Below are 22,132 nucleotides of genomic sequence, written 5' to 3' on the forward strand. Positions count from 1 at the left end.
CGTAGCCGACAAACAAGCGGCCGCTTGGCTCCCGGCCTACTCCTTGGCGGATCGCGCTGAAGCGACAGAAGCTTCATCGGCATAGACGGGCGCCGCGGACCGTACCTGTTCGGCGAAATCCACCGCCACTGCCGAACGGAAGCGGCCGGCCCCCCAGATGATGGCCATCTCGAAGAAGACCCGCGGCCTGAGCGGGCGAATCTCGATACCCATGTGCCGATATTCTCACCGCCGCCACACCGAGCTGCGCGAAGGCGATCACAGCATGCACGCCGCTGGCCGCTCGGAGGCCAAGGATATCAAGCCGCGTCGTGATCGCGGGTCGCGAGATCCTCGACATAGCGGCGGCGGATCTCGGCCGTGTTCGGAAGGTGCCGCGCCTCGAGCCAGGCCACGAAAGGCCCCGGCCGAATCGTGACGATCTGCAAGGCCCGCCCTCTGGCAAGCCAAGCATTCATCACGGTCTCCGCACTCCGCCGCCAGTCCTCATAGCGCGGCGGCATCTCGGAGCGGTCCTGGGCAAGCTCCCAAAGGACAGGAAAATCCTCAGGTTCGTACCACGGCATCGCCACCGTGTACTCTTCCACCGTCGGTTTCACATCCAAGCCGATCGTCCGCGCGCGGCGCGGAAACTGAGGGTGCTAACCGCCCAAGTCGGGGGTAGTCGGCCTGAGTCGATCAGGCGCTTGGGCATGGGCGATGTCAAGCGACGGCAGCTTGCCCGGCCGAGCGCGCCGACCAGGAAACGGAGGCGGTTCCTTACGGGCCGTTGATCCGCTGCACATCTGCTATGGCCGGCTCGGATCGAAGTGTTTCGTGAGCTTATGGCCGTAGCCGCCGTAGTCTTTCTGAAAGGCATTGGCCCCGGCGGCGAACGCCGTGACCTGCTGCGGAAACCGGGTCTCGAACATGAAGGCGAGCGTCCCCTCCAGCTTGTGCGGCTTCAGCTCGACATTGCTGGCGCGCTCGAAGGCGTCGACGTCGGGCCCATGCGGCAGCATCATGTTGTGCAGCGAGATGCCGCCCGGCACGAAGCCGCCCCCGGTCTTGGCGTCGTAGACGCCGTAGACCAGCCCCATGAACTCGCTCATCACGTTCATGTGGTACCAGGGCGGGCGGAACGTGTTCTCGGCCACCAGCCAGCGATCGGAGAAGATGACGAAGTCGATATTGGCGGTGCCGGGGGTCTCGGATGGCGAGGTCAGCACCGTGAAGATCGACGGATCGGCATGGTCGTATAGAACCGGCCCGACCGGCGAATATTTGCGCAGGTCATATTTGTAGGGCGCGTAATTGCCGTGCCAGGCGACGACGTCGAGGGGCGAATGCGCGATGTCGGCGACCCAGAGATTGCCGCCCCATTTTACGAACATTCTGGAAGCTGCGTCGCGGTCCTCAAAAGCTGCGACGGGCGTGAGGAAGTCGCGGGGATTGGCGAGACAGTTGGCGCCGATGGGCCCCCGCTCCGGCAGGCTGAAGGCGCCGCCATAGTTTTCGCAGATGTAGCCGCGCGCCGGCCCGCCGGGCAGCTCGACGCGGATCTTCACCCCGCGCGGGATCACTGCAATCTCGCCCGGCTCGATGTCGATGATGCCGAACTCGGTCCACAGGCGTAAGGCGCCCTGCTGCGGCACGAACAGCATCTCACCATCGGCATTGTAGAAGTACTCGTCCACCATCGAGCGCGTGGCGAGATAGACATGTGCGCCCATGCCGCCCTGGCTGCCGGCGTCGCCGGCCGTGGTCATGCTGTGGATGCCCTCGACGAAGGACAGCGGCTGCGACGGGATGGGGAGCGGACTCCAGCGCATCGGGGCGAGCGGCAGGTCGACCTCGCGGGCGGGAGCGGTGCGCCACAGCCCGATATCGGCCTTTCGGAACCGGTTCCAATGCGCCACCGTCGGCCGGATGCGGTAGAGCCAGGAGCGCTCATTGGTGGTGCGCGGCGCGGTGAAGGGCGAGCCTGAAAGCTGCTCGGCGTAGAGGCCGTAAGCGCAGCGCTGCGGCGAGTTGCGCCCGAGCGGCAGGGCGCCCGGCAGAGCCTCGGTCTCGAAGCCGTTGCCGAAGCCGGACATGTAGCCCGACTGGATGGCGCTTTCGATCTTGCGTTCCCCGGCAGTCGGCGTGGCGGAATTCTGGACGTTCATGATCGCGACCTCCCGGTGCCGGTCCGCGGCAAGGCAATCGACGGCGGCCGGCGTCCCCATCCCGCGCGTCGCCGGTGGGTCCCGGCGATGCCCTCGGCAAAAGCCGTTGCTTTCGTAACTGTTGATTTTGTAACCAACAAGGCATGACGACGCTCGCGCTCGAACGCTTCCTTCCCTATCGGTTCAACCGGCTGAGCACGGCGCTATCGCTGAGATTCCGAGCGGTCTACGGGACGCACCATGACCTGACCGTGCCTGAATGGCGGGTGCTGGCGACAATCGGCCAGTTCGGCGCGATGACCGCAAAAGCGATCGGCGCGCATTCGGCAATGCACAAGACCAAGGTCAGTCGCGCCGTGCGCGCGCTCGAGGAGCGTCGCTGGCTGACACGGCGCGAGAACGAGGCGGACCGGCGCGAGGAGAGCCTCACCCTGACGGCGGCGGGCCTGCGCGCCTATGGCGAGATCGTGCCGCGTGCGCTCGCCTTCGAGGCGGAGATCCTGACCGCGCTCGGCCCCGACGCCGCCTTGTTGCTGCAGGGGCTGGACCGGCTGGAGGCGCGATTGTCGCCGCCTGAGGAAGCCCGTCAGAACCGCGGGGCGCGCTTCTGGAAGAAGGCCTGAATTCCTTCCTTGAAGTCGGCTGTCCCGGCATTGGCAATAAAGGCCTGCTTCTCCAGATCGAGCTGTGCGTCGAAGGAGCCCTCCATCGCGGCCTGAACGAGCGCCTTGCTCGCCCTGTTGGCGCCGAAGCTGCACTGGCTCAGCCGCTCGGCCATCGCCTGCACCGCCTCCGCGAGCTCGCCGTCCGGCACCACCCGGTTGACGAGGCCGAGGCGCAGCGCGGTCTCGGCGTCCATCGCCTCGTTCAGCAGCACGAATTCGAGCGCACGCCGCGGGCCGAGCAGCCTCGCGAGCGACCATGTCGTTCCGCCATCCGGGTTGGTTCCGAGCCTGGTGTAGGCTGACAGGAAGCTCGCGCCCTGTGCGGCAATGACGAAGTCGCAGGCCAGCGCCAGACCGACGCCGCCACCCGCGACCGGCCCCTGCACCGCGGCGACCACCGGCTGCGGCAAGGCCTTGATCAGGCGCATCAGGGCATGAAAGCGGCCGATGAGCTGGCCAGCCGTCGCCGCTGCGGCCGCGAGATCGGCATGGAAGCGGGAAAGATCCCCGCCCGCCATGAAAGAACGGCCGGCACCGGCCAGAACGACCGCCCTGATGCTTGAATCCGCGGCGATCGGCTCGAATGCCGCGATCAGCGCGTCCGCCAGCGTCTCGTCGAGAACATTCAGCGCCTTCGGCCGGTTCATGGTCACCGTCAGCACGGCGCCCTTTCTGTCAACGACCACCACGTCGCCGGAGGAATCCTGCATTGTACACCTTCCAGATGATGCGCCGCCAACTCTGCCCCGCCAGGCTCGTGAAGACCAGCAGAAGGGGTCTGCTCCCAACGCATCGCTCGATCGTGGATTTTTCTTGCGATCCGCCATGGACCGGCGGATGACGGATCGTCGTTCCCAGCTAACATTCCAAGGATCGCGGCGATGACGAGCCCTGCCGGCCAGGCACCCGAGGCTTCGACCGAAAACGAAGCCTTTCGTCCGCATACTTCGCACTGGGGCGTATTTTCGGCCCGGATGAAGGACGGGGAGCTCGAGGTGCGGCCGCATCCGGGCGATCCCGATCCGAACGACATCATCCAGAATTTCCCCGGGGCGCTGCGCCACCGCGCCCGCATTGCGCAGCCGATGGTGCGCCGCGGCTGGCTGGAGAACGGGCCGGGCCCGGACGATCGCCGCGGGCGCGACGAATACGTGCCGATGTCGTGGTCGGCGGTGCTCGACAAGCTCGCCGCGGAACTGCGCCGCGTGCGCGACGACCATGGCCCGGGCGCGATCTTCGGCGGCTCCTATGGCTGGGCGAGCGCCGGACGCTTTCACCACGCCCAGAGCCAGATCCACCGCTTCCTCAACACCTCGACCGGCGGCTATGTGAAGTCGGTCAACAGCTACTCCTCGGGGGCTTCCTCCGTCCTCGTGCCGCACATCATCGGCGACTACGAGGATCTGGTGAAGCGCAACGTCTCCTGGGAGCAGATCGCCGAGCACAGCGAGATCGTGCTCGCCTTCGGTGGGATGGCGCTCAAGAACAGCATGGTCGCCGGCGGCAGCATCAGCCGCCACGTCGAGCGTGGCGCGATGGAGCGCGCGCAGGAGCGCGGCTGCGAGTTCGTGCTGGTCAGCCCGCTGCGGGGCGATCTCCCGGCCGAGGCAGGCGCGGAATGGGTCGCGAACATCCCGGGCAGCGATGCGGCGCTGATGCTGGCGCTCGTCCACACGCTCGTCGTCAACGGGCTGCATGACCGCGCCTTCCTCGAGCGTTACACGGTCGGCTGGCCGGTCTTCGAGCGCTATCTGCTCGGCGAAAACGACGGGCAGCCCAAGGATGCGGCCTGGGCCGCTCCCATCACCGGCATGCCGGCTGAGGACATCGTGGCGCTGGCGAAGCGCCTGCACGGCAAGCGCGCGCTGATCGTCGTGGCGCACGCCCTGCAGCGCGCCGAGCATGGCGAGCAGCCGGTCTGGATGGGCATGGTGCTGGCGGCGGCGCTCGGCCAGATCGGCCTGCCCGGCGGCGGCTACGGCTACGGGCTCGGCGCCATCGCCTATTACGGCCGGCGCTACAATGCCGTGCCGATGCCGACCTTCTCGCAGGGCAAGAACCCGATCAGCGATTACATCCCGGTCGCACGCATCTCCGACATGCTGCTCAATCCGGGAACGACCTATCGCTACAACGGCCAGACCCGGACCTACCCTGAGATCAAGCTGGTCTACTGGGCCGGCGGCAACCCGTTCCATCACCATCAGGATCTCAACCGGCTGCGGCAGGCCTTCGCCCGCCTGGACACGCTTGTCGTTCATGAACTCGCCTGGACGGCGACGGCACGCCATGCGGACATCGTGCTGCCCTGCACGATGACGCTGGAGCGCGAGGATATCGGCGGCAATTCCAACGATCCGCTGCTGGTGCCGATGCACCCGGTCGTCGCGCCCTATGGCGAGGCCCGCGACGACTACGCCATCTTCGCCGATCTTGCGGAGCGGCTGGGCACGGCCGAAGCCTTCACCGAAGGCCGCAGCGTGCGGCAGTGGCTGGAGTATCTCTACGAGCCGACCCGCGCCGGCCTCGCCGAGAAGGGGCTGCCGGCGCCCACCTTCGCCGAATTCTGGGCGAGCGAAGGCTATGAGCTGCCGCAACAGCCCGACGATGGCGGCAAGCTGCGCGCCTTCCGGCAGGATCCGGCCGCTTCGCCTCTGCCGACCCCGAGCGGCAAGCTCGAGATTTTTTCAGAGACCATTGCGAGCTTCGGCGAAACCGATTGCCTGGGTCACCCAGCCTGGCTCGGCGCGACGAACGTTCCCGATGCGGCCAACCCCTACGTCCTCGTCGCCAATCAGCCGCGAACCCGGCTGCACAGCCAGTTCGATTTCGGCGGTCATAGCGGCGAGGGCAAGCTTCGCGGCCGCGAGGTCGCGCGCATGCATCCGGAGGATGCCGCCGCACGCGACATCGTCGATGGCGATATCATCCGCATCTCGAACGAACGCGGCGCCTGCCTTGCTGGCGTCATCGTCACCGACGGCATCCGCAAAGGTGTCGTCCAGCTGCCGACCGGTGCCTGGTACGATCCCGCCGACCCGGACGAGGACAAGCCGCTCTGCGTCCACGGCAATCCGAATGTCCTGACGCGCGATATCGGCACCTCGGCCCTGGCGCAGGGTTGCACGGGGCAGTTGACGACGGTGCAGGTCGAGCGCTTCGACGGCAATCTGCCGCCGATCCAGGCCTATGATCCGCCGGGCGCATCGACCGCCGAAGCGGCGGAATAAGCTATCGCGGCTTGAAGCGCGATCCGCTGTGCTGAAGAGCGCCGGCGGATCGCGCGATAGCTGTCCACCGAAGTCGTCTTCCGCCTGCCGCGAGCCCTGATGTCCCCCTCCTATATCGATACCTACTACCGCCGTACCCTCGCTTCGGCGGACGGCTACCCGCCTGCCGAGGGGCAGATCAAAGCGGAGATCTGCATCGTCGGTGGCGGACTGGCAGGACTGACCGCCGCGCTCGAACTGGCACGGTCCGGCCGCTCGGTCGTGCTGCTGGAGGCGCAGCGTGTCGCCTGGGGCGCTTCGGGACGCAATGGCGGCTTCGTCAGCGCCGGCTATGCGACCTCGCTCTCGGCCATCGAACGCCAGGCGGGACGCGAGCAGGCCGAGGAACTCTATCGGCTGACGCTCGAAGGCGTCGGCATCGTCCGGCGCAACATCGAAAGCCTCGGCATCGACGATGCAGCGCCATCGCCCGGCATCATGCGGGTCGTGCGCTACGATGGCGGCGCGGCGCTGCAGAAGGAGCGCGACGCGCAGAAAAAGCGGTTCGGCCGCAATCTGCGCTATCTCGACCGGGAGGAGACGCGCGCGCTGCTGCGCTCGCCGAAATACCACGCGGCGATCGCCGACGACGACGCCTTCCACTTTCATCCGCTCAACTATGCCCGCGGCCTCGCCCGCGAGATCACGCGGCTCGGCGGCGCAATCCATGAGGGCTCGCCGGTCCTGTGCTGCGAGCTGGAAGGGCCTGTGAAGCGCTTGCGCACGGCGCAGGCAACCATCGAGGCCGAGCAGGTTCTCTTCACGACGGGCGGCTATACCGGCGGCCTGTTCGCGCCGCTAAAGCGCGCCTTTCTGCCGATCGCGACCTATGTTCTGCTGACCGAGGCGGCGCCGGAGCGGATCCGCGAGGCTATCCGCACCAGCGCGGGCGTCGGCGACGATCGGCGCGCCGGCGACTATTACCGGCTCGTCGAGGGTGGCTCCCGCATCCTCTGGGGCGGCCGGATCACCACACGCACGAGCGAGCCGCGCGATGTCGCGGCGCTCCTGCGGCGCGAGATGGTCACGACCTATCCGCAGCTTTCGGAGCTCAAGGTCGAGCTCGCCTGGTCGGGCCTGATGTCCTATGCGCGCCACCTGATGCCGCAGATCGGGCAGTACCGTCCGGGCGTCTGGTACTGCACCGCCTTCGGCGGCCACGGCATGAACACGACGGCAGTCGGAGGCACCGTCATCGCGGAGGCGATCCGGGGCGCGAGCGATCGCTTCAAGCTGTTCGCTCCATTTGGCCTCGCCTGGAACGGCGGCCCGTTCGGCACCGCCGCGGTCCAGCTGACCTACTGGCGCTATCAGGCAGCCGATTTCCTGCGGGAACGCCGGCAATAGCGGCCGACTCGACGCCAAGGCGGTTCTTCGAATCGTAGCGGTGCTCTTCAACAGTCGGGAAATAACTCCGCGCTAACGATGTTTCGGGGCGTTCCGTCCGCGCGTCCGCGCAAGCGCGATCGGGGAGCCCCAACTGCACCTCGATGAGAGATTGAATCATGAAGAGCCTGACGATACGCCGCCGTATCCTGCTCAGCTTCGCCGCAGTGATGGCCGTGATGTCTGCCATCGCGGCGCTCAGCTATGTCTGGTTCCTGCAGACCGAGCGCGAGGCGCTGACCGTCGAGACCAACACGGTGCCCGGTCTTTATTACAGCGCGCAGTTGACCACGGCCTGGACCGGAGCCCGCGGCCTCATCCGCGAATTCCAGCTTTCGGACACGGCGGCGGAAAGGACCCGCGCGAGCGATGCCATCCTCGCGAGCAGGGAGAAGGTGCGCTCCCTGCTGAAAGCGTATCAACCCACCATCGACTCCGACGAGGATCGCAAGAACTACGCCGAGGCGGTGCGGCTGTTCGAGCAATATGTCCCGATCGAGGACGCGATGCTCGCGGGCGCAAAGCTCGCGGCCACCAATGGGCAGGCGATTGATCAGAGCGCAATGGTGAAGGACCAGATCGAGCCGCTCGCGGCTCGGCTCGGCAGCGCCTTCCAGAGCATGATGGAATTCAACAAGGCCGAGGCAGACGACTCGACCCGCAGCATCGTCCGCATCGTCCGCGCCGCCGAGTTCGGGTTGCTCATCGCCTTCGTCGTCGCGCTGGGCCTCGCGATCCTCTGCGGCTACCTGCTGTTCAGGGCGATCACCATTCCGCTCGGCCGGTTGCTGGGCATCGTCGATGTGATGCGGCGGGGCGATTTCAGCGAAAGGCTGGAACTCGACCGGCGCGACGAGTTCAGCACGCTGGCGGACGGCGTCAACGCCATGGCCGACGACCTCGCGGGACTGATCGGCCAGATCCAGAAGTCGAGCATCCAGGTCAACACCTCGATCACCGAAGTCGCCGCGACATCGAAGGAGCAGCAGGCGACCGCCAGCGAGATCGCCGCGACCACGACGGAGATCGGCGCGACGTCCAAGGAAATCTCGGCGACGTCGAACGAGCTGGTGCGCACCATGGACGAGGTTTCGGCAGTGGCCGAGCAGACCGCCACGCTCGCCGGCGGCGGCCAGGCGGGCCTCGCGCGGATGGAAACCACGATGCAGCAGGTGATGGAAGCGGCCGGCGCGATCAACGCGAAGCTCGCGATCCTCAGCGAGAAGGCCGGCAACATCAATCAGGTCGTCACCACCATCACCAAGGTCGCCGACCAGACCAACCTGCTGTCGCTCAATGCGGCCATCGAGGCGGAGAAGGCCGGGCAGTACGGGCGCGGGTTCGCCGTCGTGGCGACCGAAATCCGCCGCCTCGCCGACCAGACCGCCGTCTCGACCTACGACATCGAGCAGATCGTCAAGGACATCCAGTCGGCCGTCGCCGCCGGCGTGATGGGCATGGACAAGTTCTCCGAGGAGGTCCGGCGCGGCATGCAGGATGTCCAGCAGGTCGGCGGACAACTGTCGGAGATCATCGAACAGGTGCAGGGGCTGGTGCCGCGCTTCGAAGTGGCGAACGAAGGCATGCAGGCGCAGGCGACCGGTGCGGGCCAGATCAGCGAGGCGCTGGCGCAGCTCAGCGAAGCCGCGCAGCAGACCGTCGAATCCCTGCAGCAATCCACTCTTGCGATCGACGAGTTGAACCAGGTGTCGAGCGGGCTGCGCGGCAGCATCTCGCGCTTCAAGCTGCGTGCGTGACGGAAACCGGTGCGGGAGCGACCGATGCTGTTCCTCATGTTCCAGCTCGGGCAGGATCGCTACGTGCTCGATACCGCGCAGGTCGAGGCCGTGCTGCCGCTGCTCGCCGTGAAGCGGATCCCGGCTGCCCCGGCCGGTGTCGCGGGCGCGATCAGCTACCGCGGCACACCCGTGCCGCTGATCGATCTCTCTCTGCTGGCGCTCGGCCGCCCGGCTGCGCCCGTGCTGAGCACCCGGATCATCCTGCTGCACTATCCGACCGAACAGGGAGAGCATCGCCTCCTCGGGCTGATCGCCGAGCGGGCCATCGAGACCGTCGCACGCGATCCCGCCGATTTCGTCGCCTCCGGCATCGAGGCCGGGACGCCGGCCTATCTCGGACCGGTCGCGGCAGACGAGGGGGGCCTGATTCAGTGGATCAGGGCGGAAGCGCTGCTGCCACCGGAGATCCGCGACATCCTGTTCCGGCAGCTGACGGCAGAGCCGTGATGGAGAAGGGCGCGGCCACCGGCGACTTCGAACGTATCCTTCGGGAGATGATCGGGCTGAGCATCGAGACAGTCGGCCCCTCCGTCGTCCGTCACGCCCTGGCGCGGCGCATGACGGCTAGCGGGCAGCCCGACCTCGACGCCTATCGGCGCTACTTCGCCGAGAACGAGAGCGAGCGCCAGGAACTGGTCGACTGCGTCGTCGTGCCGGAGACCTGGTTCTTCCGGGACCGCGAGGCCTTCGTCGCGATGGCGCGAAAGGCGCGCGAGCTGCGGCGCGAGGACCGCCCGCTCCGGCTGCTGAGCCTGCCCTGCTCGACGGGCGAAGAGCCCTACTCCATGGCAATGGCACTGTTCGATGCCGGCTTCGAGCCGAAGCACTTCGCGATCGACGCCATCGACGTCAGCAGCCGCAACCTCTTGCTGGCCGAGCGGGCGATCTACGGGCGGAACTCCTTCCGCGGCGGCGACCTCGCCTTCCGAGCGCGCTATTTCGAAGCGCTCGGCAGCGAATTCCGGCCCCATGAGATCGTGCGGCGGCAGGTTCGTTTTTCGCTCGGCAATGTCCTCGATCCTGCGCATGCGCCCGGGCGCGAAGTCTACGACATCATCTTCTGCCGCAACCTGCTGATCTATTTCGATCGCGAGACGCAGGCCGCCGCCCTTGCGGTACTCCGTCAAGCCTTGACCGCGAATGGGTTGCTGCTCGTCGGCCCTGGGGAATCCGGCCTGCCCTCCCTCCATGGCTTCACGGGCGCACGACTACCGCGTGCATTCGCCTTTACCAAGGCGGACGCTCCGCCGAGTATTCAGACCAAGGCGCGCCCCGAGCCGGCGCTGCAAGTGCGTCGCAACCCCCCGGTTTCCGCGCGCCCCGGTGCTGCCCCCCCGCCGAGGCATCGGCCCTTCGCGGCTCCGGCACAGACCGCATCGAAGGCCCCAACCGCGTCGCCCGACGGCGAGGCTGCGGGCCTTGCCGCCATCGAGAACGCCGCCAACGCCGGACGCCTGGCCGAAGCGCGAGTCGCAGCGGAGCGCCACATCGCCGCGTTCGGCCCGTCGGCTCAGGTCTTCTACCTGCTCGGCCTCGCCCAGGATGCCGACAACGCCGAGGAGGCCGCCGCGGGCAACTATCGCAAGGCTCTCTACCTCGCGCCGGACCACCGCCAGGCGCTGGCGCATCTCAAGCTGCTGCTGCAGCGCCGCGGCGATGAGGCGGGCGCCAGGGCGCTTGCCAACCGGCTCGATCGGCTGACGAAGAGGAGCGGAACCTGATGTCCGTCGCAGTCGACATGACGCCGGAGCCCGCGAGCGGCATCGACGAATGCTGGCGAGAGATCGGCGTCCGGGGCGACCAGTCCTGTCCCCAGCTCGAGACGCATCTGCATTGCCGCAACTGCCCGACCCACGCGCAGATTGCCCGCCAGTTGCTCGACAGGGCGGTGCCGCAGGGTTACCGCGAGGAATGGACCCGCTTCTTCGCCAAACCGGCGAGCGAGGGCGCGAACCAGGACACGCTTGAGACCGTCCTGATCTTCAGGCTCGGGGCGGAGTGGCTCGCCCTGCCGGCCGCCGCCTGTCAGGAGATCGCCGAGCCGCGCCCGATCCATTCCCTGCCCCACCGCCGCAGCACCGCCGTTCGCGGCATCGTCAACGTTCGTGGCGAATTGCTCGTCTGCGTCGCCCTGTCCGAACTGCTTGGGATCGATGCCGACGCGGTGCCCCGGACGAGCGAGCGGCTCACGGCCTTCCGCCGCCTCATTGTGGTCGGTGCGGAAGGCCCGCGCTCGGCCTTCGAGGTCGACGAGGTCCACGGGCTCCACAGCTTCGACCGGAACGAGCTGGGTACCGCCCCCGCCACCATCGGCAAGGCCGCCGCGAGCGCCGTCGCCGGCGTGATCGCCTGGAATGGCCGGGCGGTGGGCTGTCTCCACGACGGACGGCTGGCCGGGTTGATCGACCGGAGCATCGCATGAGCGGCGAGGATTTCAGCGAGTTCTCCTTGTTCGAGCTGTTCCGCGCCGAGCTCTCCGCGCAGTCTCAGGCGCTGACGACCGGGCTTCTGGCGCTGGAGCGTGACCCGGTGGCGGCCACGCATCTGGAAGCCTGCATGCGGGCTGCGCATTCGCTCAAGGGCGCAGCGCGGATCATCGATCTGACCCCGGCCGTGCGGGTCGCCCATGAGATGGAGGAGTGCCTGGTCGCAGCGCAGCACGGAAAGCTGCGACTGAACCACGCCCATATCGATACCCTGCTCAAGGGCATCGATCTCCTGACAGCCCTGTCCTCCGACGAGGCCCCCGATGCGGCCGAAGCGGAGCGGCGGATCGACCGCTTCATTGGGGCGCTTCAGCAGGCTTCCGCGGGCGGTGTGCCGGAGGCCCCCGGGAGCGCCGAACCGGCACCCGAACAGAATACCGCACCGCTCGCCGAAAGCAGCACGCTGACGACTTCTGCCGAGGCGGGCCCGGCAGCCCCGTGCGGCGACGGGCATGGCGGCCGCATGGTCCGGGTCACGGCGGAGAGCCTCAATCGCCTGCTCGGCCTTGCCGGCGAGTCGTTGATGGCATCCCGGCGTCTGCGGCCTTTCAACGATGGGCTTCTGAGGCTGCGGCGAGCGCAGGCCGAGCTCGCCCGGAGCGTCGACGCCCTCCACACCGCGTTGCCGGCAGCGACGACCGACCCGCATGCGCTGCAGGCGCTGGAGGCCGTGCAGATCAGGCTCCAGGCTAGCCAGGCGATCCTGAGCGAGCGACTGGACGAGTTCGACGCGGTCGACCGGCAGGCCACCGATCTGGCCAGCCGGCTCTACGACGAGACGCTGGCAAGCCGCATGCGGCCCTTCGACGACGGCGTCCGGCATTTCTCCCGCACTGTCCGGGACATCGGGCGGGCGCTCGGCAAGACGGCCCGGCTCGACATCGTCGGCGGCACGACGAGCATCGATCGCGATATTCTCGAGCAGCTCGACGCCCCGCTCGGCCACCTGCTGCGCAACGCGGTCGATCATGGACTCGAAACGCCCGAGGAACGACGCGCGGCCGGCAAGCCGGCCGAAGGCGTCATCCGCCTCGAAGCACGGCACCACGCCGGGCTCCTGCAGATCATCGTCTCGGATGACGGCCGCGGCATCGATCTCGATGCATTGCGGCAGGCGACACTCGAGCGTGGCTTCACCACGGCCGAAACCGTGCATGATCTCAGCGAGGTGGAGCTGCTGGAATTTCTCTTCCTGCCCGGCTTCTCGATGAAACCGACGATCAGCGACATCTCAGGGCGCGGCGTCGGCCTCGACGCCGTCCAGGCGATGGTGCGCCAGACACGCGGACAGGTCGAGATCACCTCGCGGCTCGGCCAAGGCACCCGCTTTCAGCTGCAACTGCCGCTGACGCTGTCTGTCATCCGGGCCTTGCTTGTCGAGATCGCCGGGGAGCCGTACGCCCTCCCCCTTGCCGCGATCACGCGGGCGCTGCGACTGCCGCTGGAAAGGATCGCCTCGCTTGAAGGCAGACCGCATTTCCAATTCGACGACCGGCAGGTCGGGCTCGTCACCGCACATGAGGTTCTCGGTCACGGCGAGCCCAGCTCGGCCGGGGCCGAACTCGCGGCCGTCGTCGTCGGCCAGGGCAACGACATCTATGCCATGATTGTCGATCGTTTCCTCGGCGAGCACGAACTCGTGGTGCGTCCGCTCGATCCACGGCTGGCCAAGGTCAAGGACGTGAGCGCCGCCGCCCTGATGGAGGATGGTTCCCCCGTGCTGATTCTCGACGTCGAGGATCTGATCCGCTCGATGGAGAAGCTGGTCTCGAGCGGTCGCCTGAAGCCGCTGGAGCACCGGGCGGAGCGCGCCGCCCAGAGGCGGCGCAAGCGCATCCTCGTCGTCGACGATTCGCTCACCGTGCGCGAGCTGGAACGGAAGCTGCTTTCCCATCGCGGCTTCGAGGTCGAGGTCGCGGTCGACGGGATGGACGGCTGGAATGCCGTCAGGTCAGGCTCGTTCGACCTCGTCGTGACCGATATCGACATGCCCCGCATGGATGGAATCGAGCTCGTGACCCTGCTCAAGAAGGACAACGGCCTGCGGAACATCCCGGTGATGATCGTCTCCTACAAGGATCGCGAGGAGGACCGGCGCCGTGGCCTCGATGCCGGCGCCGATTACTATTTGACCAAGAGCAGCTTCCACGACGAGACTTTGCTCCACGCCGTCGAAGATCTCATCGGCGAACCATGAGGTTGAGCGCCCCGATGAAGGATCTCCCATGAGAGTCGGCCTGGTCAACGATCTGCCGATGGCCGTCGAAGTCCTGCGGCGGATCGTGACCTCGACCGCCGAGCACAAGGTCGCCTGGGTCGCCATCGACGGATCGGAGGCCGTGGAGGCCACCCGGCGCGACCGCCCCGATCTCATCCTGATGGACCTCAACATGCCGGTCATGGACGGTGTCGAAGCCACCCGGCGGATCATGGCCGAGACCCCCTGCCCGATCCTGCTCGTCACCGCCAGCGTGGATGCCAATGTCTCCGGCGTCTACGATGCGATGGGCTACGGCGCGCTCGACGCCGTCGACATCCCCGTCGTGGGCGCGAATGGCGCCGCCTCCGCCTCGGGCGGCGCGCTGCTGGCGCGCATGGCGGCGGTCGCCCGCCTCGCCGGCGACATGCCGCAAAGGGCACCCAGACCCCGCCCGCCAGCTCCGCGCAGCACCTCGACGCGGCAGCTCGTCGCCATCGGAGCATCCGCCGGCGGTCCCGCCGCCGTCGCCACTCTGCTCACCGGGCTGCCGCGGGGCTTTTCGCCGGCCATCGTCCTCGTCCAGCATCTCGACGCGCAATTCGTGCCGGGTTTCGCAAGCTGGCTCGAACAGCAGAGCGGGATCACGACGCGCCCTGCCCTGGAAGGCGACCGGCCAGTGCCTGGCAGCGTGCTGATCGCGGCAAGCGGCGACCATCTCGTCTTCACGTCGGCGGACGAGCTCGGCTATCGGGCGGAGCCGCGCGACTATGCCTACCGCCCCTCGGTCGATGCCTTCTTCGAGAGTGTCGCACAGCAATGGCGCGGCAGCGCGGTCGGCGTGCTGCTCACCGGCATGGGGCGGGACGGCGCGCGCGGACTGAAGCTCCTGCGCGACAAGCACCATTTGACAATCGCGCAGGATCAAGCGACCAGCGCCGTCTACGGCATGCCCAAGGCAGCTGCGGCCATCGGCGCCGCCTCGGAAATTCTGCCCCTGACCGCGATCGCGCCGCGCCTCGTCGAGGTCTGTGGCAAGCCGGCTCTCTAAAAGGTCCATCATGGCAGGCGAACCAAACCGATCCGCACCAGACGCCCCCCTCCCCACCGACAATTATCTGGCGATGGTGCTGCTCGTGGACGATCAGGTCATGGTCTGCGAGGCGGTCCGGCGGGCGCTGATGCATCATGGCGACGTCGACTTCCACTACTGCACAGACCCGCTGGAAGCGATCGAGGTCGCCCAGCGCGTCAAGCCGACCGTCATCCTGCAGGATCTGGTGATGCCCGGCGTGGATGGGCTCGATCTGGTGCGGCGCTATCGCAAGCACCCTGCGCTCCACAGCGTGCCGGTCATCGTGCTCTCGACCAAGGAAGATCCGGCTATCAAGAGCGAGGCCTTCCAGGCAGGCGCCAACGACTATCTGGTGAAACTGCCGGACACGATCGAGCTGATCGCGCGCATCCGCTACCACACCCGCGCCTATATCGATCACCTCCAGCGCGACGAGGCATACCGCGCGCTGCGCGAAAGCCAGCGCGAGCTCATGCGCGCCAATCTCGAGCTTGAGCGCCTGACACGGATCGACGGGCTGACCGGGCTCGGCAACCGCCGCTATTTCGACGAGTATCTCGCGGCGGAGTGGAAACGCGGCGTTCGGACCGGCAGCCCGCTCTCGGTGCTGATGATCGATGTCGATCACTTCAAGCGCTACAACGACGCCTATGGCCATCTCGCCGGCGACGACGTGCTGAAGCAGGTGGCGGGCGTGATCCAGAACGGCGCCTGTCGCGCGACCGATCTCGCCGCCCGTTTCGGCGGCGAGGAGTTCGTCGTGATCCTGACCGATGTGTCGGCCGAAGGCGCCGCCCATGTGGCGGAGGGCATGGTCCAGGGCGTGCGCGACCTGAACATCCCCCATGGTGCGGGGCGAGTGACGATCAGCGTCGGCGTGGCGACCGCCTGGCCGAACGGCGAAGCTGGCCCGGGCGGCCTCGTCAACGCAGCCGATCTCGCACTGTTTCGCGCGAAGAACGGCGGGCGGGACCGTGCGGTGTTCCCGGAGGCCACGCCAGCTGATGGCGGCTAGCTGACGCAGCCCCGGTATCGGGTTTGCAACCGCTTGGTCTCAGATCGACCGGGTGATGCCGCCGTCGACGCGCAGGTTCTGGCCGGTGATGTAGCCGGCGTCCGGCGAGACCAGGAAGGCGATGGTGCCGGCAATCTCGGCGCTCGTCCCGTAGCGCCGCATCGGCACGCCCTGGCGCCGCTCCTCGGTCGCAGGCAGGCTGTCTATCCAGCCCGGCAGCACGTTGTTCATGCGGACGTTGTCGGCCGCATAAGTGTCGACGAATATCTTGGTGAACGACGCCAGCCCGGCACGGAATACGGCCGAGGTCGGGAACATCGCGCTCGGCTCGAAAGCCCAAGCCGTCGAGATGTTGACGATCGCACCGGCCTTCTGTGCCTGCATGATCGGCGCCACCAGCCGCACGGGGCGGATGACATTCATCAGATAGACGTCGAGCCCGCGATGCCAGTCCTCGTCGGTGATCTCGAGGATCGGAGCACGCGGCCCGTGGCCGGCACTGTTGACGAGAGCGTCGATGCGCCCCCAGCGCTCCATCGCGAGATCGACGAGCCGGCGCAGATCGTCGTTCGACTGGTTGGAGCCGGTCACGCCGATCCCCCCAAGTTCCTGCGCCAGCGCTTCGCCCTTGCCGGACGAAGACAGGATGGCGACCCGGAAGCCGTCCGCCGCCAGACGTTTCGCCGCGGCGGCGCCCATGCCGCTGCCGCCTGCGGTGACGAGAGCCACTTTTTCTGTCGCCATGCTTGTCTCCATCGCCACTGCGCCGCACTATCGGGCGGCGCACTCCAGGGCTAAACCACTTTCCTATCACTCCCAACCCGGCCTGACGAACCAGTTTCACTCGCATCGGCCTGTAGAAAAACTATCGCATGACCGGCCGCGTCCATCGCCTGCCCTCGCTCAACGGCCTGCGCGTCTTCGAGGTCGCCTCACGCCACCTCAACTTCCGCCTGGCTGCAGAGGAACTGGGCGTGACCCAAGGCGCCGTCGCCCAGCAGATCCGTCAGCTCGAAACGGAGCTCGGCCTCAAGCTCTTCGAGCGGCTGCCGCGGACGCTTGCGCTCACGGAGGCCGGGCGCAGCTACATCGGCTCCGTCCGCCGGGCCTTCGATCTGATCTCGGACGCAACCGCGGAACTCAGGCCCGCACCGTTGCATCTGACCATCAGCGTGACGCCGAGCTTCGCCTCGCGCTGGCTCATCCCGCGCCTGCCGGATTTCACCGCCGCCCATCCCGGCATCGATCTGCGCATCGTCGCCACCGACCGCCTCTCCGATTTCCGAACGGATGCGGTCGATCTGGCCATCCGGCTCGGGCGGCCGCCCTTCGGAGCGGGGCTCAACGCCGCGCTGCTCTACGAACAGAGGATCATCGCGGTCGGCAGCCCGCTCCTGCTGGAGAAGCTCGGCGATCCCGCACAGCCGAGCACCTTCGCGCGCTACCCGTTGCTGCACGACGGTCATGATTTCTGGCCGGCGTTTCTGGAGGCCGTTTTCCCCGGCGCCGCGCCGAAGCCAGTCCAGAACATCCGCTTCAACCAGACAGCGCTCGCGCTCGACGCCGCCATCGCCGGCCAGGGCCTGGCGCTGACGAGCCGCTTCCTCGTCGATGACGATCTCGCGCGCGGACGGCTCGTCTCACTCTTCGGCGCCGAGCTGCCGATCGAGGCCGGCTTCTACATCCTGTCGCCGCGCCGCGCCCGGCACCCGGAGCCGGTCGCAGCCGTGCGCAGCTGGTTGACCGAGGCCGCCGGAGCACGCTGACGGAGGCGCAACAAACTTGCATCCCGCGTGCCGGATTGCAGCGCCTCTTTCGCGCCGCCTACCCTATCCATATGGCCGACAGACCAGCGGGGCCGCGACCATGCCTGAACTCGATCTTGATGCACTCCAGGCCGAGATGACGTCATGGCGGCGGCATCTGCATGCCCACCCCGAGTTCGGCTTCGAGGAGGCGGGGACGGCCGCATTCGTCGCCGCGAAGCTGCGCGAGTTCGGGCTCGACGAGGTAGTCGAAGGCGTAGGCGGCACCGGCGTCGTCGGTACGCTGAAACGCGGCAGCGGCAACCGCGCGGTCGCGCTGCGTGCCGACATGGATGCACTGCGCATCAACGAGCAGGGCGATCATCTGTATCGTTCGCAGACGCCCGGGGTGATGCATGCCTGCGGCCATGACGGGCACACGACGATGCTGCTCGGCGCGGCCAAGCTGCTCGCAGCCGAAGGCGGCTTCGACGGTACGGTGCGCTTCCTGTTCCAGCCGGCGGAAGAATGGGGCAAGGGCGCGCTCGCCATGATCGCCGACGGGCTGATGGAACGCTTCCCCTTCGACGAGGTCCACGGCCTGCACAACATGCCGGGCCTCGCCATCGGGCAGTTCCAGACCCGCGCCGGGCCTTTCATGTCGGCGGAGGACAATTTCGAGATCGTGCTGAAGGGCGTGGGCGGGCACGCCGCAAGGCCGCATTCCGGCAACGAGGTTCTGGTCGCGGCCTGCGCGCTCGTCACCAGCCTGCAGACCATCGTCTCGCGGCGTCTGAGCCCGGCGGATATCGCCGTGGTCTCCGTGACGGAATTGCTGACCGACGGCACCCGCAACGTCTTGCCCGGGACCGCGCGCATCCTCGGCGACGCCCGCAGTTTCCGCCCCGAGGTCAGCGCCGAGATCGAGCGGCAGATGGGGATCATCGCGCAGGGCACGGCGCAGAGCTACAATCTCAGCGCCGAGCTGCACTACACCCGCGAATTCGTGCCGCTGGTGAACGACGAGACGATGGTTCAGGAGGCCTTCGCAGCTGCGCGCACGGTATTCGACGATGGCAACGTCTCCGTCGCGCGCGAGCCGATGACCGGGTCGGAAGATTTCGCCCGCTTCCTCGATCATGTGCCGGGTTGCTTCGCCTATGTCGGGAACGGCGAGGATTCCGCGCCGCTGCACAATCCTCGCTACGACTTCGACGATGGCGGGCTGATCCATGGCGCGCGCTATCACGCCGCCATCGCGCGCCGCAGGCTCCCTCCCGGCTGAGGAGGTCTCAATTCCGCTTCGGCCGGCGGACGGCACGAACCGTGCCCTTCCCGGGCGCACCGCAGAAGAAGAGGTCGTCGCCGTTCGACTCCATGCCCGACACGCCCTCGCCCGCAGGCATGGCGAGGCTGTCCAGCACCTCGCCCGTCGCCGGGTCGATCCGGCGCAGCTCGCTCTCCTCGCCTTCCCAGGTTCCGTGCCAGAGCTCGCCGTCGACCCAGGTGACACCGGTGACGAAACGGTTGGATTCGATGGTGCGCAGCGTCTTGCCGGTCTCCGGGTCGATCTGGTGGATCTTGCGATCCCGGTACTGGCCGACCCAGAGCGCGCCCTCGGCCCAGGCCAGGCCTGAATCACCGCCGCCGCCGGGCGCCGGGATCGTCGAAAGCACGGTTCCTGTCAGCGGATCGATCTTCTGGATGCGATCCTCGGCGATCTGGAACAGGTGACGGCCGTCGAAGGCCGTTCCGGCATGGGCGGACACGTCGAGTGCGCGCTCCACCTTCCCGCTCGCGGGATCGAGGGCATTCAACCGGTCGCCCGAGGCGAACCAGACGCGTTCGCCATCGAAGCTCACGCCATGGACCTTGTCGACGCCCGGAAACGGGCCGTATTCGCGGATGATCTCTGCCTTGGATACCGTCACGGTTCTGCTCCGGAAGGATGTTGACGGTTCGACCCTAGCCGCCGCGCCAGGGCGCCGTGAGTAACAAGCTCGTCGCGAAACCGGGGATGGCCGGCATCGTCCAGCGCCGTGCCCGCGCCTGCCCGTAGCACTGCACCTTTCCGGCCGAAGCCAGCTCTTCGAGCGCGCGCTGGACATTGCGCTGGCTGGCACCGAGAGCCAGTGCGAGTGCCGAACTCGACCAGCTCTCGCCATCTGCGAGAAAGGCGAGCACCGCCGCGTGCTTCTCCTCGACAGGGCGCGCCAATACGACCACCTCGGCGGCACGGTGCGGCGTCATCGCAAAGCCGTCCCGCGTGGCAGCCAGCCTTGCGATGGGCCGCAGCGCCGCGCGCAACCGCCCGATCTCGACGCGCAGCCGGGCGCGATGCGATTCATCCGTGAACCGGGACCCGAAGGCCCCTGCGATCAGCACCTCGCGCGACGCATCGGAGGGCCAGGCCTGCGCGAGCGCTCGCGCCAGGGCGAAGAGCACTGGGCGCGTCGCCAGAGAGACCGCGGCCCGAGCGTCGCGCACCACATAGCGGCAGGCATCTACGACGAATGCGGCCGAGCCTTGCAGAGCTTCGATGTCGTCGAGGAGCAGGGTGCGTTCCGCTCCTCCTGCGATCAGCCGCGCCGCCGGCGCCTCCAAGGCGGCAAACGCCCCGTCCACCTCGGCCGCCAGGGCGGCAATGCCGCCACGCCGTGCCGCGTCGCGCGCGGTGCTGAGAGCTTCCCGCGCTGCGCTGGCGCGCAGCCTGCGCAGGGCGATGCCTGCGGCCGCGAGGCCGTGCACGGCCTGGAGCGCCGGCGGCAGCAGCGCGGAGTCCATCGCCGCCAGCGCCTGCTCCGCCGCATCGAGCCTGCCGATCAGCACGAGCCGGCGGATATCGAGATAGCGCGCATGGGCGGCATTGACGCGGTCGCCATGGGTCTCCAGCACCGCCGCCGCTCCCGAAAGTCGCCGCGGCTGCCAAACGAGATCGCGCGAGGCCAGGGCGATCTCGGCCTCCGCGACCACGCAGCGGGCCCGCGCGACAACCTCGCGCGCACCGAAGCCCCGCGCGGCGCGGCGCAACAGAAGCTTGGCCCGCGGAAAATCGCCGAGCTGCGCCATGGCGATGCCGCGCAGGGCCAGCGCAGGCGGGTCTTCGCGCAGGGCGACGCGGTTCAGGGCGCCCAGCGGGTCGCCCGAGGCAAGGGCCCGCCCCGCGGCGGTGATCAGCGAATCCATGCGAATCCCGCCAAACTTGTCACTCCCTTCCCGCGTTCTCTCCGCAGTAGCACCGATCAGCGCGCCGCAGCGAGCGGCGCGGGACATCCGGCGACAGGAGCGAAGCGCGATGACAACACATCGTATCGGAACGCGCGAGGAATGGCTGGCGGCACGGATCGCTCTGCTTGAGGCGGAGAAGGTGTATACGCGCCAAGGCGACGCGCTGGCGCGACAGCGGCAGGCCCTGCCCTGGGTCAGGATCGACCGGGATTATAGGTTCGAGACCGACCAAGGCGAGGCGTCGCTAGCCGACCTCTTCCGTGGGCGCTCGCAGCTTCTCGTCTACCATTTCATGTTCGGCCCGGACTATGAGGCGGGCTGCCCGTCCTGCTCGGCGATCGCGGACGGATTCAACGGCTGTGCGACGCATCTCGCCCATCACGACGTGATGCTCTGGGCTGTGTCGCGGGCGCCGCTTGCCAAGCTCCTCGCCTTCCGCGAGCGGATGGGCTGGAGCTTCCCCTGGGCCTCATCGCGCGACAGCAACTTCAATTTCGACTTCAACGTCTCCTTCACCGAGGAGCAGGAGCGCACCACGGGATTCGACTACAATTTCCGGCACCAGCCGAAATTCGAGCGGCGTTCGGGCGGCAACGCTGTCGAGCGTAGCTTCGCGGCGATGGCTGGCACCGATGTCCCGGCCTATCATCGCGAGCGCCCTGGGATGAGCGCCTTCATCCGCGAGGATGGCGCGATCTACCATACCTACTCCGCCTATTCGCGCGGCGTGGACGGCATCTGGGCGATGTATGCCTGGCTCGACCGCGCCCCGAAGGGCCGCAACGAGGAGAACGGGCCGTGGTGGCGTCACCACGACCGCTACGAGACCGCTTCGTAAGCGCGGGCCGGCGCTGCCGGGTCACTCTTCCTCGTCGCGCGGCGGGCGCGCGCCATCGACCAGGATCTCGCGCTTTCCGGCGTGGTTTGCGGGACCGACGATGCCCTCGTTCTCCATGCGCTCCATGATGGAGGCGGCGCGGTTGTAACCGATCTGGAGGCGGCGCTGGATGTAGGAGGTCGAGGCCTTCTTGTCGCGCAGCACGACGGCGACCGCCTGCTCATAGGGGTCGTCGCTGTCGACCGAACCCATGCCGGTCTTGTCGAACACCGCGCCGTCCTC

The 22,132-nt window shown here is 67.8% G+C and carries 21 protein-coding genes; 13 read left to right on the plus strand and 8 right to left on the minus strand.

All coding sequences use genetic code 11. The features are described from left to right. Positions 1 to 36 precede the first annotated feature (36 nt). From AC1DIN_RS08330 to hmgA, 3 genes are all read right to left on the minus strand, one after another. Complete coding sequence (locus AC1DIN_RS08330) at positions 37 to 213, minus strand: hypothetical protein (RefSeq protein WP_476809348.1); 177 nt, start codon at positions 211 to 213, stop codon at positions 37 to 39. 86 nt (positions 214 to 299) lie between these two features. Continuing rightward, positions 300 to 605 (minus strand): hypothetical protein, encoded by a 306-nt coding sequence (locus AC1DIN_RS08335; protein ID WP_441471562.1) that lies wholly within the window; start codon positions 603 to 605, stop codon positions 300 to 302. Positions 606 to 788: 183 nt separating this feature from the next. Continuing rightward, entirely contained in the window at positions 789 to 2,147 is a 1,359-nt protein-coding gene (gene hmgA / locus AC1DIN_RS08340) for a homogentisate 1,2-dioxygenase (protein ID WP_476809349.1), read from the minus strand. Between the two features lie 143 nt (positions 2,148 to 2,290). Between hmgA and AC1DIN_RS08345 the strand changes: the two genes are divergently transcribed. Next, positions 2,291 to 2,770 (plus strand): MarR family winged helix-turn-helix transcriptional regulator, encoded by a 480-nt coding sequence (locus AC1DIN_RS08345; RefSeq protein WP_476809350.1) that lies wholly within the window; start codon positions 2,291 to 2,293, stop codon positions 2,768 to 2,770. On the opposite strand, the gene AC1DIN_RS08350 is transcribed toward AC1DIN_RS08345, so the two are convergent. After that, on the minus strand, positions 2,734 to 3,522 hold the full coding sequence (locus tag AC1DIN_RS08350; protein ID WP_476809351.1) for an enoyl-CoA hydratase/isomerase family protein: 789 nt from the start codon (positions 3,520 to 3,522) through the stop codon (positions 2,734 to 2,736). The genes AC1DIN_RS08345 and AC1DIN_RS08350 overlap by 37 nt on opposite strands. A 171-nt stretch (positions 3,523 to 3,693) precedes the next feature. On the opposite strand from AC1DIN_RS08350, the gene AC1DIN_RS08355 reads away from it, so the two are divergent. The 9 genes from AC1DIN_RS08355 to AC1DIN_RS08395 all read left to right on the plus strand — a co-directional run bounded on the left by AC1DIN_RS08355 (position 3,694) and on the right by AC1DIN_RS08395 (position 16,039). Continuing rightward, complete coding sequence (locus AC1DIN_RS08355; RefSeq protein WP_476809352.1) at positions 3,694 to 6,042, plus strand: molybdopterin guanine dinucleotide-containing S/N-oxide reductase; 2,349 nt, start codon at positions 3,694 to 3,696, stop codon at positions 6,040 to 6,042. 99 nt (positions 6,043 to 6,141) lie between these two features. Next, positions 6,142 to 7,428, plus strand: coding sequence for an NAD(P)/FAD-dependent oxidoreductase (locus tag AC1DIN_RS08360; protein ID WP_476809353.1), 1,287 nt, complete (start codon positions 6,142 to 6,144; stop codon positions 7,426 to 7,428). A 158-nt stretch (positions 7,429 to 7,586) separates the two neighbouring features. Beyond that, positions 7,587 to 9,224: a methyl-accepting chemotaxis protein gene (locus AC1DIN_RS08365; RefSeq protein WP_476809354.1), complete on the plus strand. Its 1,638-nt coding sequence runs from the start codon at positions 7,587 to 7,589 to the stop codon at positions 9,222 to 9,224. A gap of 24 nt (positions 9,225 to 9,248) precedes the next feature. After that, positions 9,249 to 9,713 carry a chemotaxis protein CheW gene (locus tag AC1DIN_RS08370; RefSeq protein ID WP_476809355.1) on the plus strand — a complete coding sequence of 155 codons (465 nt, stop codon included), beginning with the start codon at positions 9,249 to 9,251 and terminating at the stop codon, positions 9,711 to 9,713. Next, entirely contained in the window at positions 9,713 to 10,987 is a 1,275-nt protein-coding gene (locus AC1DIN_RS08375) for a CheR family methyltransferase (RefSeq protein ID WP_476809356.1), read from the plus strand. The genes AC1DIN_RS08370 and AC1DIN_RS08375 overlap by 1 nt, the downstream gene beginning before the upstream one ends. After that, complete coding sequence (locus AC1DIN_RS08380) at positions 10,987 to 11,688, plus strand: chemotaxis protein CheW (RefSeq protein WP_476809357.1); 702 nt, start codon at positions 10,987 to 10,989, stop codon at positions 11,686 to 11,688. The genes AC1DIN_RS08375 and AC1DIN_RS08380 overlap by 1 nt, the downstream gene beginning before the upstream one ends. Next, a complete protein-coding gene (locus AC1DIN_RS08385; protein ID WP_476809358.1) occupies positions 11,685 to 13,949 on the plus strand; it encodes a response regulator in 2,265 nt (754 codons plus the stop codon). The genes AC1DIN_RS08380 and AC1DIN_RS08385 overlap by 4 nt, the downstream gene beginning before the upstream one ends. A gap of 28 nt (positions 13,950 to 13,977) precedes the next feature. Continuing rightward, positions 13,978 to 15,000, plus strand: coding sequence for a chemotaxis-specific protein-glutamate methyltransferase CheB (gene cheB / locus AC1DIN_RS08390; RefSeq protein ID WP_476809359.1), 1,023 nt, complete (start codon positions 13,978 to 13,980; stop codon positions 14,998 to 15,000). Positions 15,001 to 15,010: 10 nt separating this feature from the next. Continuing rightward, positions 15,011 to 16,039 (plus strand): GGDEF domain-containing response regulator, encoded by a 1,029-nt coding sequence (locus tag AC1DIN_RS08395; RefSeq protein WP_476809360.1) that lies wholly within the window; start codon positions 15,011 to 15,013, stop codon positions 16,037 to 16,039. Positions 16,040 to 16,078: 39 nt separating this feature from the next. Here the strand turns inward: AC1DIN_RS08395 and AC1DIN_RS08400 are convergent, their stop codons facing one another. Further along, entirely contained in the window at positions 16,079 to 16,783 is a 705-nt protein-coding gene (locus AC1DIN_RS08400; protein ID WP_441471575.1) for an SDR family oxidoreductase, read from the minus strand. 128 nt (positions 16,784 to 16,911) lie between these two features. Here AC1DIN_RS08400 and AC1DIN_RS08405 point away from each other — a divergent pair, with 128 nt between their 5' ends. Together AC1DIN_RS08405 and AC1DIN_RS08410 are read left to right on the plus strand one after the other, a co-directional pair. Then, on the plus strand, positions 16,912 to 17,805 hold the full coding sequence (locus tag AC1DIN_RS08405) for a LysR substrate-binding domain-containing protein (RefSeq protein WP_476809361.1): 894 nt from the start codon (positions 16,912 to 16,914) through the stop codon (positions 17,803 to 17,805). A 100-nt stretch (positions 17,806 to 17,905) separates the two neighbouring features. After that, the gene (locus AC1DIN_RS08410; RefSeq protein WP_476809362.1) at positions 17,906 to 19,069 is read left to right on the plus strand and encodes an amidohydrolase; all 1,164 of its coding nucleotides are present in this window, start codon (positions 17,906 to 17,908) and stop codon (positions 19,067 to 19,069) included. A 7-nt stretch (positions 19,070 to 19,076) separates the two neighbouring features. On the opposite strand, the gene AC1DIN_RS08415 is transcribed toward AC1DIN_RS08410, so the two are convergent. Next, the gene (locus AC1DIN_RS08415) at positions 19,077 to 19,715 is read right to left on the minus strand and encodes a Vgb family protein (RefSeq protein WP_476809363.1); all 639 of its coding nucleotides are present in this window, start codon (positions 19,713 to 19,715) and stop codon (positions 19,077 to 19,079) included. A gap of 34 nt (positions 19,716 to 19,749) precedes the next feature. Next, complete coding sequence (locus tag AC1DIN_RS08420) at positions 19,750 to 20,970, minus strand: helix-turn-helix domain-containing protein (RefSeq protein WP_476809364.1); 1,221 nt, start codon at positions 20,968 to 20,970, stop codon at positions 19,750 to 19,752. A gap of 109 nt (positions 20,971 to 21,079) precedes the next feature. Here AC1DIN_RS08420 and AC1DIN_RS08425 point away from each other — a divergent pair, with 109 nt between their 5' ends. Next, positions 21,080 to 21,850: a DUF899 domain-containing protein gene (locus tag AC1DIN_RS08425; RefSeq protein WP_476809365.1), complete on the plus strand. Its 771-nt coding sequence runs from the start codon at positions 21,080 to 21,082 to the stop codon at positions 21,848 to 21,850. Positions 21,851 to 21,871: 21 nt separating this feature from the next. Here AC1DIN_RS08425 and AC1DIN_RS08430 read toward each other — a convergent pair. Then, positions 21,872 to 22,132: DNA translocase FtsK (locus AC1DIN_RS08430; RefSeq protein ID WP_476809366.1), on the minus strand; the 261-nt coding region annotated here is incomplete at its 5' end.

The organism is Allobosea sp. 05T438, from assembly GCF_056396025.1.